The following is a 16,700-nucleotide window of genomic DNA, read 5'->3' as shown; positions in this document are numbered from 1 at the left end:
GTGTCTCCACACCGTCGTCAAAACGCGCAATTGTTCGCACTCGACCTGTGAGCGCCGAGTGTTTCAGAACTGCAACGCCCGTTTTTCGACGTACCTACAGTGGCTTGCCCCACGCGCGCCACTGTGGCGATCTCGGCGACGTGGCAGACATCAAGACAGGACGGACCCCATCGTGATCAACCGGCACGGCATCTTTGGCCAGCTTTTCGCCCCTCTCATCTGTGTAATGACCCTGGGCGGAGCAGCCCCCGCACTGGCCGCTGACCTCTACGTCCTGCCCACCGATGGCCGCCCCTTGCCGGACCACGTTGCGCCGTTGACGCTCGACACCCACCCCGAACCGAAACACAAGGCCTGCGATCTACTCTTCGACGGTCAGATCGAAGATGGCGATCTGGATCAGTTCAAAACGCTCTTCGGGTATCAAGATCACCCCGAATACGGCACCATCTACGACGGGTTCAACGACGACGCGGTCCTCTGCCTTTCCAGCCCTGGTGGCGACCTGAACGAGGCGCTCGCCATCGTCGATTTCCTCGAAACCATGGACTCGGGCCTGGAAACCCGCGTGCTGAGCGGCGACACCTGCGCATCGGCCTGCACCATGCTGTTTCTGGCCGGAAACTACTATTTCGAAGGCGAAAGCATCGACCGTATCGTCAGCCGCAGCATCGAACCCACCGCGCGCTTGGGCTTTCACGCCCCCCGCATCGTCATGGGCAACGACGGCCCCTTCCCAAAGGAACAGGTCGAAAACGCCTACGCCCGCGCAGTCCGCATCGCGGCCAAGGTCTTTGACTTTTCCCACCGCCGCGACACCGACGGGCAGGCCTTTATGACGCCCTATCTCTTCACCCGAATGCTCGAGACCCCGCCGCAGGACATGTATTACATCGACACCGTCGGCGACGCCCTGCTCGGGGATGTCGCCGTCACCGGGGTTGAGGTCCGCGCCACCCTCGACCGCCAACTCATCCACACGATCTGCAGCAACGCCTTCATTCTCGATGACGGGCTCTTCGATTGGGCCTTCGGCTCCGGCTGGAAACGCCACCCCCTGGCCCCCCTACCCGAGATCCTGCGGGAATTCATCGACCTGATGGAGGCCCCCCGCGACTATGAGCAGATCCGCTATTCCCAGGATGTTCTGATCGAGACCCAAGACAACCTAATCTACGGCGTTGCCAAAGGCTTCCCCGGCGGCGGGCCTTATTACGCCCAAGACTGCCTCGTCCGCTTCGACAGCTACGACGAGGTCGGCAAAACCGTCACGCTCGCCAACCTGCGCAACGCCTGGGACGCAGGCCGCAACACCTTGCCGGTCGAAATCATGGTTGCCCCGCAATACCCGCAGTCCGACCATTCCGAACCTGCACCCAAGCACACCAACAGCCCCCACGCCTATTGGCAACACCACGCCTCCACCGAAGAGGCCCGCCTCCACAGCTATCCCTGGCTGATCACCTACTCCATGGCCGTTTGGCTCAAGGACCTGCCCCGCCTCGCGCCGCGCGACGCCGAAACACGCCCCCGCACAGCCTCGATCCCGATCCAGACCACGACCCCCGCCGCAGTCCCGGAAACAACCTGCGACTCGCTGTGGTTTCAACGGAACCTGATCTTTCACCGCAACGGCTATTGCTTTGGCGGCAAACGCGGGCAAGAGGTTTTTGGCAACGAAGGCTGCCACACCAAATCCCCCCAACTGTCCGCCGGCGAAACCGCACAGATGAACCAGATCAAATCCGCCGAAAAAGAGCTGGGCTGCCGCTAGGGTCCTGCCCCTGAACCCTTGGCGTGGCGCAGGGCCTCACCACCCGCGCCGCCCAAACAGGGAATGCAGGCGTTTTTGTTCCGAAAACGGCTCGGCCTTGGCTGGTTTGGACAGGTTCGCAACAACCCGCCCAACCAGCAGCCAGGCAATCGCGGCGAAGATGACCCCACCGAAAGCCTGCCCCAAAAGCACGCCCTGTGCTCCGGCCAGTGACGAACCGATCATCACAAAGACCCAGGTTCCAACCGTGTGACGCCCCCAATTGATCCAGGTCGAATACACCGGATGGCCCAGGTTGTTGAAACTCGCATTGGTCACGAAAATGACCCCATTGAAAAACGACATGAGCGCCAAAGGCCCGCAAAACAGATAAATCAGCGCCCGCGTCTCGCCCTGCGCATCAAACACATCCGCAATCGGTGCTCGCAGCAGGAACAGCACCCCTGCCATCAACAGCACATAGACACCGACAAACTGAACCCCGGCGATGAACGCAGCCCGCACCCGGTCAAACCGCTCGGCGCCAAAGTTCTGGCCGATGATCGGACCAATCGCCCCCGACAGCGCAAAGATCACCGAAAACGCCACCGGCATCAGCCGCCCTATGACGGCCATCCCCGCCACCGCATCCGTGCCGTACTGCCCCATCTCTCGCACCACAATCGCATTGCCCAGAGGCGTCGCAACATTGGTCAGGATCGCAGGCACCGCAATTCCCCGCACCGCTCCGAAATCCTGCACCACCTGCCCCACCGACGGCCGCGCAAACCCCCGATGCACCCGCAACGCAGGCAGAAAGGCCACCACCAGCATCGTGATCCGCGCCAGGACCGAGGCCACAGCAGCCCCCTCCAGCCCCAAACCAACCGCAAAAATCAGCACCGGGTCCAGCACCGCATTCACCAGCCCGCCATAGATCGTCGCCATCATCGACCGACGCGCATCCCCATGAGCCCGCAACACCGCCATGCTGGTCATCGCCGCCGCCATTACCCACATCGTCGGCAAGATGATCGAGACATAGCGCACCGCCAGATCCTGAACCTCGCCCTCGGCCCCCAAAAGCGCCAGCAACACCCGCACGTTCCACAGCACCAGACCCGAGACGACGATGCCACCCAGCACACCCCAGACCGCGACACTGGCCGCATAGTTGCGCGCCTGCTCGGCCCGCCCCGCGCCCAACTCACGCGCGACCAGCGCACCGGCGGCAATCGACAACCCGATGTTGAGCGCATTGGTGAAAAACAACAGCGTCCCGGCATAGCCAACGGCCGCCGCCAACGCATTGTTGCCCAGCATCGAGATAAAGATCATGTCGACGAAATCGACCGCGAAGATCGCCATCAGGCCGACGCTCGTGGTGAGCGACATCCGCACCACATGCCGCATCAACCCGCCCGTCAGGAACACCGCCTGCTTGTCCGTCTGCTCTGCCATGATCCTGCGATCCCCAAACCCTTGTTCTCCGGCACTATGCCCAGAACAGTGAGGCTTGAACAATGACGGCTACCAAACCGACCCTGCCCCCCTTCGAGCGCACGTCCACTTTGAGGACTTTGCTTTAGTCAACTGCGGCTGCGCAACTCGCTGCTGTTTGACGGCAGGATCCATCGGGACCAGTCAGAGATACCTGTCTCACAGAGACTTACGGTTATGAGTTGGTGCGCGCAGATTCCCGCCATGCCAGGACAATGACGACGACAGACAAAACACCAAGTATGAGACCAGCAATCGCACCAGGGCCGAAGTTTCCGAAAACCGTAAGGAACACCGCATCGTGCAGGTTGAGAAACGCAATTCCGAATGCGCCAATAAGCACGGGTTGCGTCGTACCCTTCACGGCGCCGTAAAGAGCGATCAGAACAAGGCCGAGCTGTCGCGCCAGAAAAGCGCCTGCGACAGAGCCCAAGGACGCAACCTCTCCCGTAAGGTTGGCCAGTCCTGGATTGTTTGCCGTGTCCATGTAGGCGGGCAATGTGAAAAGCAGCATCACGACGGAAAGCAGCCCCAGAAGCCCTCGAACGATCAAACCGTGTTTACGCTGTGTCATGTTATCCAACTCCCTTATCTCTCTAGAGAGATAAATTTTCAACCTGTTGTTGGCAAGTCGAATTTGGCATTTTGTCTAACAACCGCTTGAAGGACAGGGATGTTGGGGAAGAACAAAACACGGGCTTGGTCTATCACACCAAACACGACAACCCGCATTGTCGCTGGTCTTTTTCGAAGCCGAAACTTCGTCTGGGACAGCGATAGCAGGGTGGCCGCAAGTTATGGGGTGTCATGGACCCAATTTCTGGTTCTGCGCGCGCTGCGTTTCACGAAAGAAGATTTCGTAATGAGCCCAACAGAACTTTACTCAGCAACACAAGCCAGCTCTAGCGGTATGGCTAAAATGCTCAGAGGTTTGACTGAAAAAGGGCTAGTAGAACGCTTACCCAACCCAGAAGATGCCCGCAGCACTCTCGTCCGGCTCACGGTCAAAGGGGCTGACCTGGTTGAAGAGATCATCGATCAATTGGTCGCAACAAACACCGAGCTTTTTGCAGACGTTTTGCCAGAGCATGATCGTGTCAAACTTGCGGAACTATTGGAACGGCTTAGCAATTCACTTGAGAATCGCAAGAAAGGAAGCTGACCTTGGTCTAGATCGCATTATCCTTCACTCTGGGCTCGAACTGGTCTTTTGCAGTTTTGTGCACAGAAGTCGGATGAGGAACGGTCGTAGGATTTCGCAAAGTGAATCTTTTACCGACAATTTTCGGCGTACGACAACAATCACCCCACCTTCCCCCGCCCCACATTCCTCCCTATGTTCCCACCCATGACCCCGTTTGCCCATATCGTTGCCCTGCCCGTGCGGGCCTATCGGCTGATCTTCAGCCCCTGGGTGGGTTTCAACTGTCGCTATCAGCCGACCTGCTCGGCCTATGCGATGGAGGCGTTGGAGAAGCACGGCGCGATCAAGGGCAGCCTTTTGGCCGCGCGGCGCATCGGGCGGTGTCATCCCTGGGGCAGCAGCGGCTATGATCCCGTGCCGGGTTCCACATCTGAGACGGACGCCCGCTCCTGCGGGTGTTGCGGCAAAGATTAACGGCCCAAGAGCTGCATCGTCGGTGCACGCCCTGTGCACGCATGGTGCACGCATGTCACAGGGTAGAATCAGGGGGGGGTAACGGATCACACGTTGCCCAAGTGTGTTACCGCAACGCACGGGCCTTGCCCGGTTCACGCGACTCGGGTAAGCCCCGGCCATGCTGGACAATGACACCGATATTCATGCGCTCTTTGCCGGGGCGCCCTCGACCACCGAGTTCAAGAAGCTTCGCAAGCGGATCGTCCGCTATACGCGCGAGGCCATTGAACAATACGGCATGATCGAACGCGGCGCGCGCTGGCTGGTCTGTCTGTCGGGCGGCAAGGACAGTTACACGCTGCTGGCTGTGCTGCATGAGTTGCAGTGGCGCGGGTTGCTGCCGGTCGAGATTCTGGCCTGCAATCTGGATCAGGGACAGCCCGGATTTCCCGCGACTGTTCTGCCCGAATTCCTTGAGAAAATGGGTGTTCCGCATCGGATCGAGTATCAGGACACCTATTCCGTCGTCATGGACAAGGTGCCTCAGGGCCGGACCTTCTGTGCGCTCTGCTCGCGACTAAGGCGCGGAAATCTCTACAGAATTGCGCGGGAAGAGGGGTGTTCGGCCGTGGTGCTGGGGCATCACCGCGACGATATCCTCGAGACGTTTTTCATGAACCTCTTCCACGGCGGGCGTCTGGCGACAATGCCGCCCAAGCTGGTGAATGAAGAGGGGGATCTGTTTGTCTATCGTCCGCTCGCGCATGTGGCCGAGGCCGATTGCGAGAAGTTCGCCACCGCGATGAGTTATCCCATCATACCCTGTGACCTCTGTGGCAGTCAGGACGGTTTGCAGCGCCAGCAGGTAAAGCAGATCCTTGATGGATGGGAGGCAAACTCTCCCGGTCGTCGCCAGGTCATGTTCCGCGCTCTGATGAACGCGCGCCCCTCGCATCTGCTCGACCCCAAGCTGTTTGATTTTGCGGGTCTGATGCGGACAGAAGAAAAAATTTCCGAAAATTCCAACGAAATTCCCGCCCTCCGTTAACGTCTGGGTCAGTTTGGTTTCCTAGGGTTCCACTTGCGTGCAAATGGTCCCTCAGCGAAAGGCCCAACCAGTAAAATGCGGATTTTTCAGTATATTATCCAGCTCCGATCTCGGGTGCTGCCAATATTGATGGGCCCTCCGATTCTGGCATTTCTGCCTGCGTTAACACTTGGAGCGTTTTGGCTCGGCGGCGAGGCTGCATTGATGTTCGCATCCCTCGCTTTACCTCTCATGTTCGCATTTGCAGGTGCTTTAGGTAAATGGCCCGCCGAAACCTTCCGCCGCCGCGACCACCTAACGGGCCTGGTCCTTCGCGACGAATTTGTTCGAACCGTTGAAGAAACCTACACTGACACCCATTCCACAGGGCTCAAGTCTGCGAACTTCCTTATCGAAATTGATGAGTTCAAAGATCTTTCGAACAGATTCGGGCAATCCACTTACGATCTTGTCATGCAGCGCAGCGGTGAAAGGGTCCTGTCTGCGGTGAGGGATCAAGACACCATTGCACGCCTTGACGACGGCACCTTTGCGGTTTGCCTCTCGCCAGTTCCACAGCTTGATCTGGAACTTTGCATACAGCTTGCTGGTCGCATACAAAGTGCGATCGAAGATCCGATATCCGTAGAAGGGACATCTATTTATGTATCCTGCTCAATCGGGTTCTGTCAGCAATCTCGCGCACCTGGCTCGAACGCCAAAGAATGGCTGGATGCCGCCAAAGTCGCCCTACTCGAAGCAAAAGCTTGTGGCCCGTCGACGATCCGCGCTTTTTCGCCCGACATGCAGAAACGAACTGCGCTGGACAACGACCTACGCTCGGAACTGATCAACGCGCTGGAGAACGGTCAAATTCAACCCTGGTATCAGCCGCAAATCTCGACAGACACCGGGCTTGTAACAGGTTTTGAGGCACTGGCACGCTGGACACATCCAGTCCGCGGCGTCCTGACGCCGGACAAGTTTCTTCCCATGATCGAAGATGTCGGTCTTCTCGAACGTTTGGGTCAAGTAATGCTTTATCATGCGTTGACCGCCCTCAAGGCGTGGGATGGCGCTGGTGTTGATGTTCCCAGGGTTGGCGTCAACTTTGCTTCGGACGAGTTGCGGAACCCGGAACTCGTGGAAAAAATCCGGTGGGAGTTGGATCGGTTCGATCTGACCCCGGACCGTTTGTCGGTTGAAATCCTCGAAACTGTGTTCAGCAACACACCCGATGACATCATAACTCGAAATGTTGCTGGATTGGGGGCCTTGGGGTGCCGCATCGACTTGGATGACTTTGGCACGGGTCATGCGTCCATTGCATCCATCCGTCGCTTTGCCATCACACGGATCAAGATCGATCGGTCCTTTGTCATGAAGGCCGACCGCGACCCCGAACAACAGCGCCTCATTGGTGCGATCCTGACAATGGCAGAACGGTTGGAGTTGGAAACTCTGGCGGAAGGGGTCGAGACAGTCGGTGAACATGCGCTTCTAGCGCAGCTTGGATGTGATCATGTTCAGGGCTTCGGCATCGGCAAACCCATGCCCTTCGATCAGACGCTGGACTGGATTGCCGCTCATCAGGCGAAACTGCAGGACGCTCCACGCATTGGACGCGAAACAGGCTGAATCAGGCTCACATTGCCGCGTTTCAACCTGTTTTCGACCCAGATGCGACGTGATTCCGCTTGACCTTTGGACCTGCACTCTGTTGAACCCTCCCTTGTCTCATAACGCACAAGGTGGCTGTCCCCGATGGACGATCAGAACAAGAATCTCATCCTCGCAACCGCGCTTAGTTTTCTCGTGATCCTGGTTTGGTTCGTGCTGTTCCCGCCACCAGAGCCCAGCACCCCGACCGAGGACGCGACTATCACAGCAACCGAGAGTTCTGTTGCCACAGCGCCGTCTGCCGCAGACGCGACAACCACGGGCCCAGTTGAAGCTGCCGCCGAAGACGCCGCCGAAGCGCCTCGGATCGATATCGACACCCCGCGCCTGACCGGTAGCGTTTCACTCAAAGGCGGTCGTATCGACGACCTCTCGCTGAAGGATTATCGCGTTTCGATCGAGCCCGATGCGCCGATCGAAAAGGTTCTTTACCCGCTGGGTTCGGAATCGGCGTACTATGCTCTTTATGGTTGGGCGCCCGGCTCGGGTGTTTCGGGTGATGATGTTCCCGGTGCCAACACCAACTGGACCCTCGAAAAAGGGACCACCTTGACGGTCGACACCCCGATCACGCTGGCATGGCAGAGCCCCAATGGCCTGACTTTCCGCCGCGAAATCTCGGTCGACGACAACTACATGTTCTCGGTCACCCAATCAGTCAGCAACAATTCTGGCGCTGCCGCAAGCATGGCACCCTATGGCATTCTGGCACGTCACGGCGCGGGTGAGGATGCCGATCTGCCGGGGCTCAAAGGCTTTTTCATCCTGCATGAAGGCGTTGTCGGCATGACCGATGGCACCCTGGCCGAGATTTCGTACAAAAACGTGCGTGACTTTGACGTCGACCCGAACGAAGGCGCGCAGGCCGAGGTATTCCAGGTTCAGGAAAACGGCTGGATCGGCTTTACCGACCACTATTGGATGACGACGTTGATCCCGGAGCCCGGCAGTAAGTTCAAGGCAGCGGCCAAATATGATGACCGCCGCAAGATCTATCAGGCTGAAACAGTCCTACCGACGATGACCATTGCAGATGGTGAAACCGCCGCCGTTTCGACCCGTCTGTTTGCGGGCGCCAAGGAATGGGAAACCATTCGCAACTACGAGCGCACCGGCATCGAAGGTTACATCGACAGCATCGACTGGGGCTGGTTCTTCTTCCTGACCAAGCCGATCTTCTGGCTGCTGCACGAGATCAACAAGTTGATCGGAAACATGGGTTGGTCAATCGTTGGCCTCACTCTGATCATCAAGGCCATCCTCTTCCCACTGGCCTATAAGTCCTATGTCTCGATGGCGAAGATGAAAGAGCTGCAGCCGCAGATGGAGGCCTTGAAAGAGGCCGCTGGCGACGACCGCCAGAAGATGCAGCAAGGCATGATGGAGCTTTACAAGAAGGAGAAGGTGAACCCGGCCGCGGGCTGTCTGCCGATCCTGTTGCAGATCCCGATCTTCTTCTCGCTCTACAAGGTGATCTTTGTCACCATCGAACTGCGTCAAGCGCCCTGGTTTGGCCCGTTCCAAGACCTCAGCGCGCCTGACCCAACCTCAATCCTGAACGGTTTTGGTTGGTTGCCTTGGGGCGGTCCTGCACCGGAATCGATCATGGCGCTGGTCTTCATCGGTATCCTGCCACTGCTGTTGGGTATCTCGATGTGGCTGCAACAGAAACTGAACCCCGCGCCCACCGACCCAACCCAGCAGATGATCTTTGCCTGGATGCCTTGGGTGTTCATGTTCATGCTGGGCAGCTTTGCCAGCGGTCTTGTGGTCTACTGGATTGCGAACAACACGATCACGTTCACGCAGCAGTATCTGATCATGCGCAGCCAGGGCTATAAGCCCGATGTCTTCGGCAACATCAAATCTTCGTTCAAGAAGTCACCGAAACCGGATCAAAAATGACCGGTTTCGTCACCAGCCTCTGGCGGCATCCAATAAAGAGCCACGGCCGAGAGGCAGTGCAGCAGGCAACATTTACCCCCGGGCAGACCATGCCCGGGGATCGCATTTGGGCGGTTGCCCATGAACAGTCCAAGGCCGATGGCTCTGAATGGGTGCCTTGCGCCAACTTCAGTCGCGGAGCAAAGGCACCGCAACTTATGGCTGTGACCTGCAAGCTGATGGACAGCGGGCGGATCATCCTGTCGCATCCCGATTGCCCCGACCTGGAGTTCGATCCAGCGAGTGACACGCAAACATTCCTGGACTGGGTGAAACCCCTGATGCCTGCCGATCGCGCGGCTTCTGCCCGGCTTGTGCGGGTGTCCGGACGCGGCATGACAGATGCCGATTTCCCATCCGTGACCCTGTGCAACATGGCCTCGCACCGCGCGGTCGAGCGTCAAATAGGGCAGGACCTGTCCATTCATCGTTGGCGCGGCAATGTCTGGTTCGATCAGGTGCCCGAATGGCAAGAACTCGACTGGGTCGGACGTGAGGTTCAAATCGGCGAGGCCGTGTTCCGCGTTATTGAACCCACGACCCGCTGCCTGGCCACCACAGCGAACCCTGACACTGGCATTCGCGACGCTGATACTTTGGGCGCATTGTCGCATTGGGGCCATCAGGATTTCAGCGTCCAGGCCGAAGTGATCCAAGGCGGCCAACTGTCCGTCGGAGACAAGGTAACTCTGCTATGACCCAACTTCCGTTCCCCGAGGTTGAAACCCCGGACACCGCCACCATCGAGCGCGGCCGCAAGCTCTTTGCTGGGCAATCCGAGTTCGTCAAAGGCGTCGTCGCCATGTCCGGCCTGCCCCCTGCAGACCGGATAGAGGTGTGTTTTGCCGGTCGTTCGAACGTGGGCAAATCCAGCCTGATCAATGCGCTGACCGGAACCAAGGGTCTGGCGCGCGCATCCAACACCCCCGGCCGCACGCAAGAGATCAACTATTTCACTCAAGGACCCGAGCTCTATTTGGTCGACTTACCGGGCTATGGCTATGCCAACGCCCCCCTGCCGGTTGTCGAGAAATGGCAACGGCTGCTGAAGCAATACCTCAGCGGGCGTCAGACCCTGCGCCGTGCCTTTGTGCTGATCGATGCACGTCACGGCGTCAAACCGGTGGATGATGAGATCATGAAGCTGCTGGACACCAGCGCCGTGACCTTTCAATGCGTCCTGACCAAGACCGACAAGGTCAAGGCCAAGGACCGCGAGCGCATTCTGGCGCAGGTACGCGGTGCGTTGTCCAAACACCCCGCCGCCTTCCCCGAGATCATCCTGACCTCGTCTGAAAAAGGCGATGGCATCTCGACCTTACGATCGGTGATAGCGACCCTGGAATGATCTTTGCCAAGGTTGCAGATACCGCGATTTAACTTGCCTCTACCGGACCATTTCCCCTGATCTTCCCGGCTCAGGCCCGTTGGGGCCGTGCCGAATTCACGCATCGTTCGGCCGGGTTCCACTGGCGCTGTGATGCGCGCGGACCGCCTGCACTCTCCTAACCTCTCGAGAACAACCAAAACACACATCAGCCTGTGCCCCCGGCGCACAGCCCGTTCCGATATGAAGACTTCAATGGCGTTGAACACCAACACCACATCCATGGGTGATACCCACCCCCCTGATGGCTGTGCGCCAGAGTTCTACCTGTCCGCTTGTCGATGGCACTTTTACGCGGGCCTCTTTGTCATCCCGTTCCTGATCATTCTGGCCATCACCGACCGGGTGATGATGTTCATCACGCAATACGACGGTCGCGACGGCGAAAAAATCGCTGCCGACCGTTGAGAGGTTGCCCTGCCTGCATCCGAACCGGCCAAAATCGCGACCAATCATATCCCCGGCGCCGTTGTGGAATGGATCGGACCAAAATCCGACACCTTGACCGCTGTGTTCCGCATCAAGGCCGAGATTGGTAAACAGATGGTTGCTGTGCCCCCCTACACCGGCGCTGTGCTAGACGCATGGGAACGGCGCGAAGGTTGGTATGATCTGGTCGAAAATATCCATTTGCCCCTGCTAATCCTGGACAACATGCCAGCTATGAAACCCGCACTTAGCTGACCTCAAACCCTGTCGCGGCGGTGTGTCACCTCCGTGGCGGGCTCACTTAGGGCAATCGTATCTTGGCTTATGTTGTCAAACGCCCTAACACGGGTGCCCAAAGGGACCTGGACGATGAAGAAGCAGAACATGAACCGCGATTGGATTGCGACCGCCGCCACTCTCAGCAGTGCCTTACCATACCTGCAACGCTATGACGGAGCGATTGTCGTCATCAAGCTGGGCGGGCATGCCATGGGCAGCGACGAGGCGATGGAGAGTTTTGCCCGCGATATCGTGCTGATGCAGCAAGTCGGTGTGAACCCGGTGATCGTCCACGGCGGTGGTCCTATGATCAACGCAATGTTGAAGAAACTGGACATCCAGTCCGAGTTCGTGAACGGCAAGCGCGTTACCGATGCCGCCACCGTCGAAGTAGTCGAAATGGTGTTGTCCGGTGTTGTGAACAAGCGCATTGTTCAGGCAATCAATGCGCAGGGTGGCACAGCCGTTGGCCTGTCAGGCAAGGATGCCAACCTGATCACCTGTGATCAAACCGACGCCTCGCTTGGGTTTGTCGGCACGCCATCGCAGATGAACCCCAAAATCCTGCATGATCTGTTTGAAAAGGACGTGATCCCGGTCATCGCCCCCCTGGGTGCCGGTCGGGGTGGTGAGACCTTCAACATCAACGGTGACACAGCTGCCGGTGCCATCGCCTCGGCCCTGCAGGCCGACCGGTTGCTCCTGCTGACCGATGTGGCCGGCGTGAAGAATGCTGCAGGCGATGTAGTCACCGAGCTTAAGGCAGCAGATGTCGAAGCCATGACCACAAGCGGCGTCATCGCCGGTGGCATGATCCCCAAGACCGAAACCGCACTGGACGCCGTGCGCAACGGGGTCAGAGCCTGCACCATCGTTGATGGTCGGGTGCAGAACTGTGTCTTGCTGGAACTCTTCACCGATCACGGTGCAGGCTCGATGATACGCCCCAACTGACGCAAACGTGTCGCGTTCTGGGTTGCACAACACATAACGTCAGATGAATATGAACGGATGGAGAATGATATCCCCATCCGCTTTGCCATCTTTGTAGGCTTGTTCGCTGGTTTCGCCCTGGCCGAAGCCCTGCTGCCGCGCAGGTCGCGCGCCTTGTCGCGCCTAGATCGCTGGCAGACCAATCTGGGCATCACGATCCTGAACACCCTGACCCTTCGCCTGATGACCGCTCTGTTGCCTCTCTTGGCGATTGGCGCAGCGCTGGATGCTCAGGCACAGGGCTGGGGGCTGTTCAACGCCTTGAACTGGCCCATTTGGTTGGAACTGGTCATCTGTGTACTGCTCCTGGACCTGGCGATTTGGGCGCAGCATCTGATCACCCATAAGGTACCTCTGCTCTGGCGCCTGCACCGGGTTCATCATGCCGACCGGGACATGGATGTGACCACCGCGGTGCGTTTTCATCCCATCGAGATCGCCCTGTCGATGCTGTTGAAGATTGGGGTGGTCTATCTGCTCGGGCCAAGTGCCTTGGCCGTGCTGATCTTTGAAATTCTGCTCAATGGCACGGCGCTGTTCAATCATTCAAACCTGAAAGTTCCTCTTGCTCTGGATGCTGTCCTGCGTAGGGTTCTGGTAACGCCGGATATGCACCGGGTTCATCATTCGGTGCACCGGCATGAACATGACAGCAACTATGGGTTCGCCCTGTCGATCTGGGACCGTATGTTTGGCACCTATGTCGCGCAGCCAGAGCAAGGGCATGACCAGATGACGGTGGGATTGGAATGGCAGGACGACCGCCCCGCGCACCTGAAATGGAGCCTGGTGCTCCCCTTTCAGCGCAAGTAACCTATGCCCAAGTTGAAGCGGCTGTGCAGGATGTCGGTCTGATTGTCATGGGCGCGCAACACCCGCGCGTGAGCGGGGCTAAGCAACTCAATGGGGGCACGCTGATCCTGCTTGGCACAGGGTCGGAGTTCTGGGGCACGTTCGAAACCTCACCCGAGTGGCTGGACAAGCAACCCCACCCCATCGACAGATGGTCGACACGCATCGTTCAGGGGCTGGCGCAGGATCTGACAGGGACGGCCTATTTTCCCTTTGGCGGCCCGCCCTACACGCCCTTCATCGATTGGGCGTTGAAATCTGGACGCACCTTTTCCAGCCCTGTGGGCGCCCTGATTCATGACACGGTGGGCATGTTGATCTCATTCCGGGGGGCTTTGCATTTCGAGCAGGAGTTTGACATTCCAGCGCCAACTGACCTGTCCCCTTGCATCGACTGCCCCGCACCCTGCACAACGGCCTGTCCGGTCGGCGCCTTGAACGCTCAGTCGTTTTATGACGTCGACAGTTGCCACGCCTACCTGAACACAGCGGACGGAAAAAGCTGTCTAACCCAAGGTTGCGCCACCCGCCTGGCCTGCCCGGTCAGCGTCGGGGCCGGACGCAGCCAAGCCCAAACCGCTCACCATATGAAAGCCTTTCACCCATCATGACCTTGACCTTGATCCTGACGCGACACGCAAAATCAAGCTGGGGCGATCCGGGTCTGCCGGACCATGCTCGCCCTCTGAACAAAAGGGGTCGCGCCTCGGCCGAGGCCATGGGGATCTGGCTCAAGAAACAGGGGTTGCTGCCGGATCAGGTGCTCAGTTCGTCGTCGCAACGCACGCGCGAGACGTATCAACGTATGGCGCTGACCGCGCGCTCGACCACCTTTACCGATGACTTGTATCATGCCTCTGCTCAGCAGATCCTGAACGAGTTGAACCATGCAACCGGGCAAACCGTGCTATTGCTTGGGCACAACCCTGGCATGGCCGAGTTTGCGAGCCAGATTGTACAGGCACCGCCGCATGCCGAGCGGTTCCATGACTATCCGACCTGCGCCACCACAGTGATCACCTTTAGTGCCCCCAAATGGGACGAGGTCGATTGGCACAGTGGGCTGGTGCAGGACTTCATCCTGCCACGTCAGTTGCTGGAATAAAAAAGGGCGGGGAAATCCCCGCCCTTTCGCGTTCTGATTGACCCGACCTCAGTGACCCAAAATCTGGCTGAGGAACAGCTTGGTCCGGTCCGATTGTGGGTTGTTGAAGAACTCTTCGGGCTCGTTTTGTTCCACGATCTGGCCGGCATCCATAAAGATCACGCGGTTCGCCACCTGACGGGCAAAACCCATCTCGTGTGTCACGCAGAGCATGGTCATGCCTTCTTCGGCCAGCTCGATCATGGTGTCGAGCACCTCTTTGATCATCTCAGGGTCCAACGCAGACGTCGGCTCATCAAACAGCATGATCCGCGGCATCATGCAAAGCGAGCGGGCAATCGCCACACGCTGCTGCTGACCACCCGAAAGCATGCCTGGATACTTGTCCGCCTGCTCGGGGATCTTGACCTTTTCCAGGAAATGCATCGCGCGCTCTTCGGCCTCTTTCTTGGGCGTTTTGCGCACCCAGATCGGGGCCAGCGTGCAGTTTTCCAGGATCGTCAGATGCGGAAACAGGTTGAAGTGCTGGAACACCATCCCAACTTCGGACCGGATCTTGTCGATGTTTTTGAGGTCATTCGACAGTTCGGTACCATCCACCACGATCTTGCCCTGCTGGTGTTCCTCCAGCGCATTGAGGCAGCGGATCAGGGTGGACTTGCCCGAACCCGACGGGCCCGCGATAACAATCCGCTCGCCCTGATTGACGGTTAGGTTGATGTCGCGCAGCACGTGAAAGGACCCGTACCACTTGTTCATGTTGTTGATCTCGATGGCGACCTCGTCGCTCACCTGCATTTTCGAGCGATCGATTTCGCGGTCAGACATAAGTTCAGACATAGTTTGAACTCCTTAATGGTGGTCGGTGGCGAGACGACGCTCGAGCCACTGTGAGTATTGAGAGATGCCGTAGCAGACGACAAAGAAGACAAGTGCGGCAAAGCCCAAAAGCTCCCAGTAGACGCCGTTCCATTCGGTAGACGCCAGGATGGGACCACGGATCATGCCGACCAGATCGAACATCGAGATGACCGAAACCAGTGTGGTGTCCTTGAACAGCCCCACAGCCACGTTCACGATGCCCGGGATCGAGATCTTCATTGCCTGCGGCAGGATGATCAGTCGCATGGCCTGCGGGTAGTCCAGACCAAGGCTGTCTGCGGCCTCATACTGCCCACGGGGCAAGGCTGCGAGACCACCACGGATCACCTCGGCGATATAGGCTGCCGAGAACATGGTGATCATGATCACCACACGCAGGAACAGGTCGACCGTGCTTTCCGGCGGGAAGAAGTACGCCAGCATCACCGAAGCCACGAACAGCAGCGTGATCAGAGGCACGCCGCGCACGAACTCGATGAAGATGACACAGATCCACTTGATCAGCGGCATGCTCGACTGACGACCCAGGGCCAGCACGATGCCCAGAGGCAGGGACAGCGACACACATGTCACGCCCAGCATCATGTTCAGCATGTAACCGCCAAGGTCCCGGCTTGGAACGGCCGAAAGCATCGCGTTTTCCGATGCGCCCTCGGGGATCAGAGCCCCGCCGATCAGCCAGACAGCAAAAGCTGCGGCAACTGCGCCAAAGAACCCCACGGCAAAACTGCTGCGGCCGAAGGTTTGGAACACATAAGCAGCTGCTACGAAACCAACCAGAGCCACCAACGGTGCCAGGATGGTTCCCCCCCAGATCAACCAGAAGGCCAGGAAGGGGTATACAGCGGTGAACAGCAAAAGCTTGCGCGGCAGGTCAAAGAACAGAACCGGTGCAATGGCCACAAGCAGCAGCACAAAGGCTACGTTCGGTCGCCAATAGGCGTCAGCGGGGTACTTGAACCCATAAAGGAGCTGATGCCAGCGTTCCGTCAGAACTGCAAAACAGGCGCCCGATTTTCCGGCCAGGATCTCACGACATTCCGCCAGGGAGGACGCATTCCAGACACCGTTCAACATCCACGGCATCGTGCTGGCGAGCAGCAGGTAGATCACGTAGAGCGAAACGATGGTCAGGACCGAGTTTGTGACGTTCGAGAACAGGTTATCGCGCAGCCATTTGACCACACCTGTTTCGTTCGCCGGTGGTGGCGATTCAGGGATGTTCCCGTCAGCCACAAAAGCGATGGAGTTGGTTGTTTGATCAGCCAT

At 58.3% G+C, this 16,700-nt stretch carries 18 protein-coding genes; 14 read left to right on the top strand and 4 right to left on the bottom strand.

Translation table 11 applies throughout. The features are described 5' to 3' along the window. Nucleotides 1–172 precede the first annotated feature (172 nt). Nucleotides 173–1,774, top strand: coding sequence for a YARHG domain-containing protein (locus TRL7639_RS23250; protein WP_085794120.1), 1,602 nt, complete (start codon nucleotides 173–175; stop codon nucleotides 1,772–1,774). Nucleotides 1,775–1,810: 36 nt separating this feature from the next. Here the strand turns inward: TRL7639_RS23250 and TRL7639_RS01935 are convergent, their stop codons facing one another. Beyond that, a complete protein-coding gene (locus TRL7639_RS01935) occupies nucleotides 1,811–3,214 on the bottom strand; it encodes an MATE family efflux transporter (RefSeq protein WP_235820229.1) in 1,404 nt (467 codons plus the stop codon). 214 nt (nucleotides 3,215–3,428) lie between these two features. After that, entirely contained in the window at nucleotides 3,429–3,869 is a 441-nt protein-coding gene (locus TRL7639_RS01930) for a hypothetical protein (protein ID WP_165759721.1), read from the bottom strand. A gap of 60 nt (nucleotides 3,870–3,929) precedes the next feature. On the opposite strand from TRL7639_RS01930, the gene TRL7639_RS01925 reads away from it, so the two are divergent. The 13 genes from TRL7639_RS01925 to TRL7639_RS01860 all read left to right on the top strand — a co-directional run bounded on the left by TRL7639_RS01925 (nucleotide 3,930) and on the right by TRL7639_RS01860 (nucleotide 14,549). Further along, the gene (locus tag TRL7639_RS01925) at nucleotides 3,930–4,415 is read left to right on the top strand and encodes a MarR family winged helix-turn-helix transcriptional regulator (RefSeq protein WP_207559623.1); all 486 of its coding nucleotides are present in this window, start codon (nucleotides 3,930–3,932) and stop codon (nucleotides 4,413–4,415) included. 186 nt (nucleotides 4,416–4,601) lie between these two features. Then, a complete protein-coding gene (gene yidD / locus TRL7639_RS01920) occupies nucleotides 4,602–4,871 on the top strand; it encodes a membrane protein insertion efficiency factor YidD (RefSeq protein WP_085796209.1) in 270 nt (89 codons plus the stop codon). Nucleotides 4,872–5,031: 160 nt separating this feature from the next. Further along, nucleotides 5,032–5,901 carry a tRNA 2-thiocytidine(32) synthetase TtcA gene (gene ttcA / locus TRL7639_RS01915; RefSeq protein WP_085794117.1) on the top strand — a complete coding sequence of 290 codons (870 nt, stop codon included), beginning with the start codon at nucleotides 5,032–5,034 and terminating at the stop codon, nucleotides 5,899–5,901. A gap of 75 nt (nucleotides 5,902–5,976) precedes the next feature. Continuing rightward, the gene (locus tag TRL7639_RS01910; protein ID WP_085794116.1) at nucleotides 5,977–7,518 is read left to right on the top strand and encodes a putative bifunctional diguanylate cyclase/phosphodiesterase; all 1,542 of its coding nucleotides are present in this window, start codon (nucleotides 5,977–5,979) and stop codon (nucleotides 7,516–7,518) included. Between the two features lie 126 nt (nucleotides 7,519–7,644). Then, complete coding sequence (gene yidC, locus TRL7639_RS01905; RefSeq protein WP_085794115.1) at nucleotides 7,645–9,465, top strand: membrane protein insertase YidC; 1,821 nt, start codon at nucleotides 7,645–7,647, stop codon at nucleotides 9,463–9,465. Next, entirely contained in the window at nucleotides 9,462–10,202 is a 741-nt protein-coding gene (locus TRL7639_RS01900) for an MOSC domain-containing protein (protein WP_085794114.1), read from the top strand. The genes yidC and TRL7639_RS01900 overlap by 4 nt, the downstream gene beginning before the upstream one ends. Then, the gene (gene yihA, locus TRL7639_RS01895; RefSeq protein ID WP_085794113.1) at nucleotides 10,199–10,852 is read left to right on the top strand and encodes a ribosome biogenesis GTP-binding protein YihA/YsxC; all 654 of its coding nucleotides are present in this window, start codon (nucleotides 10,199–10,201) and stop codon (nucleotides 10,850–10,852) included. The genes TRL7639_RS01900 and yihA overlap by 4 nt, the downstream gene beginning before the upstream one ends. A gap of 234 nt (nucleotides 10,853–11,086) precedes the next feature. Then, a complete protein-coding gene (locus TRL7639_RS01885) occupies nucleotides 11,087–11,299 on the top strand; it encodes a hypothetical protein (protein WP_085794112.1) in 213 nt (70 codons plus the stop codon). 63 nt (nucleotides 11,300–11,362) lie between these two features. Next, nucleotides 11,363–11,575, top strand: coding sequence for a hypothetical protein (locus TRL7639_RS01880; RefSeq protein ID WP_085794111.1), 213 nt, complete (start codon nucleotides 11,363–11,365; stop codon nucleotides 11,573–11,575). 114 nt (nucleotides 11,576–11,689) lie between these two features. After that, nucleotides 11,690–12,553 (top strand): acetylglutamate kinase, encoded by an 864-nt coding sequence (gene argB, locus TRL7639_RS01875; protein WP_085794110.1) that lies wholly within the window; start codon nucleotides 11,690–11,692, stop codon nucleotides 12,551–12,553. Nucleotides 12,554–12,610: 57 nt separating this feature from the next. Then, entirely contained in the window at nucleotides 12,611–13,405 is a 795-nt protein-coding gene (locus TRL7639_RS01870; RefSeq protein ID WP_085794109.1) for a sterol desaturase family protein, read from the top strand. Further along, nucleotides 13,372–14,055 (top strand): ferredoxin, encoded by a 684-nt coding sequence (locus tag TRL7639_RS01865; protein WP_085794108.1) that lies wholly within the window; start codon nucleotides 13,372–13,374, stop codon nucleotides 14,053–14,055. Before TRL7639_RS01870 ends, TRL7639_RS01865 begins: the two co-directional genes overlap by 34 nt. Next, on the top strand, nucleotides 14,052–14,549 hold the full coding sequence (locus tag TRL7639_RS01860; protein ID WP_085794107.1) for a SixA phosphatase family protein: 498 nt from the start codon (nucleotides 14,052–14,054) through the stop codon (nucleotides 14,547–14,549). Before TRL7639_RS01865 ends, TRL7639_RS01860 begins: the two co-directional genes overlap by 4 nt. Nucleotides 14,550–14,597: 48 nt before the next feature. Here TRL7639_RS01860 and TRL7639_RS01855 read toward each other — a convergent pair whose 3' ends face one another. Together TRL7639_RS01855 and TRL7639_RS01850 are read right to left on the bottom strand one after the other, a co-directional pair. Continuing rightward, nucleotides 14,598–15,389, bottom strand: a complete 792-nt coding sequence (locus TRL7639_RS01855; RefSeq protein ID WP_085794106.1) for an amino acid ABC transporter ATP-binding protein — start codon at nucleotides 15,387–15,389, stop codon at nucleotides 14,598–14,600. Nucleotides 15,390–15,401: 12 nt separating this feature from the next. Beyond that, complete coding sequence (locus TRL7639_RS01850; RefSeq protein ID WP_085794105.1) at nucleotides 15,402–16,700, bottom strand: amino acid ABC transporter permease; 1,299 nt, start codon at nucleotides 16,698–16,700, stop codon at nucleotides 15,402–15,404.

The organism is Falsiruegeria litorea R37 (assembly GCF_900172225.1).
GTDB lineage: Bacteria > Pseudomonadota > Alphaproteobacteria > Rhodobacterales > Rhodobacteraceae > Falsiruegeria > Falsiruegeria litorea.
This window is presented reverse-complemented; position numbering and strand designations above follow the sequence as displayed.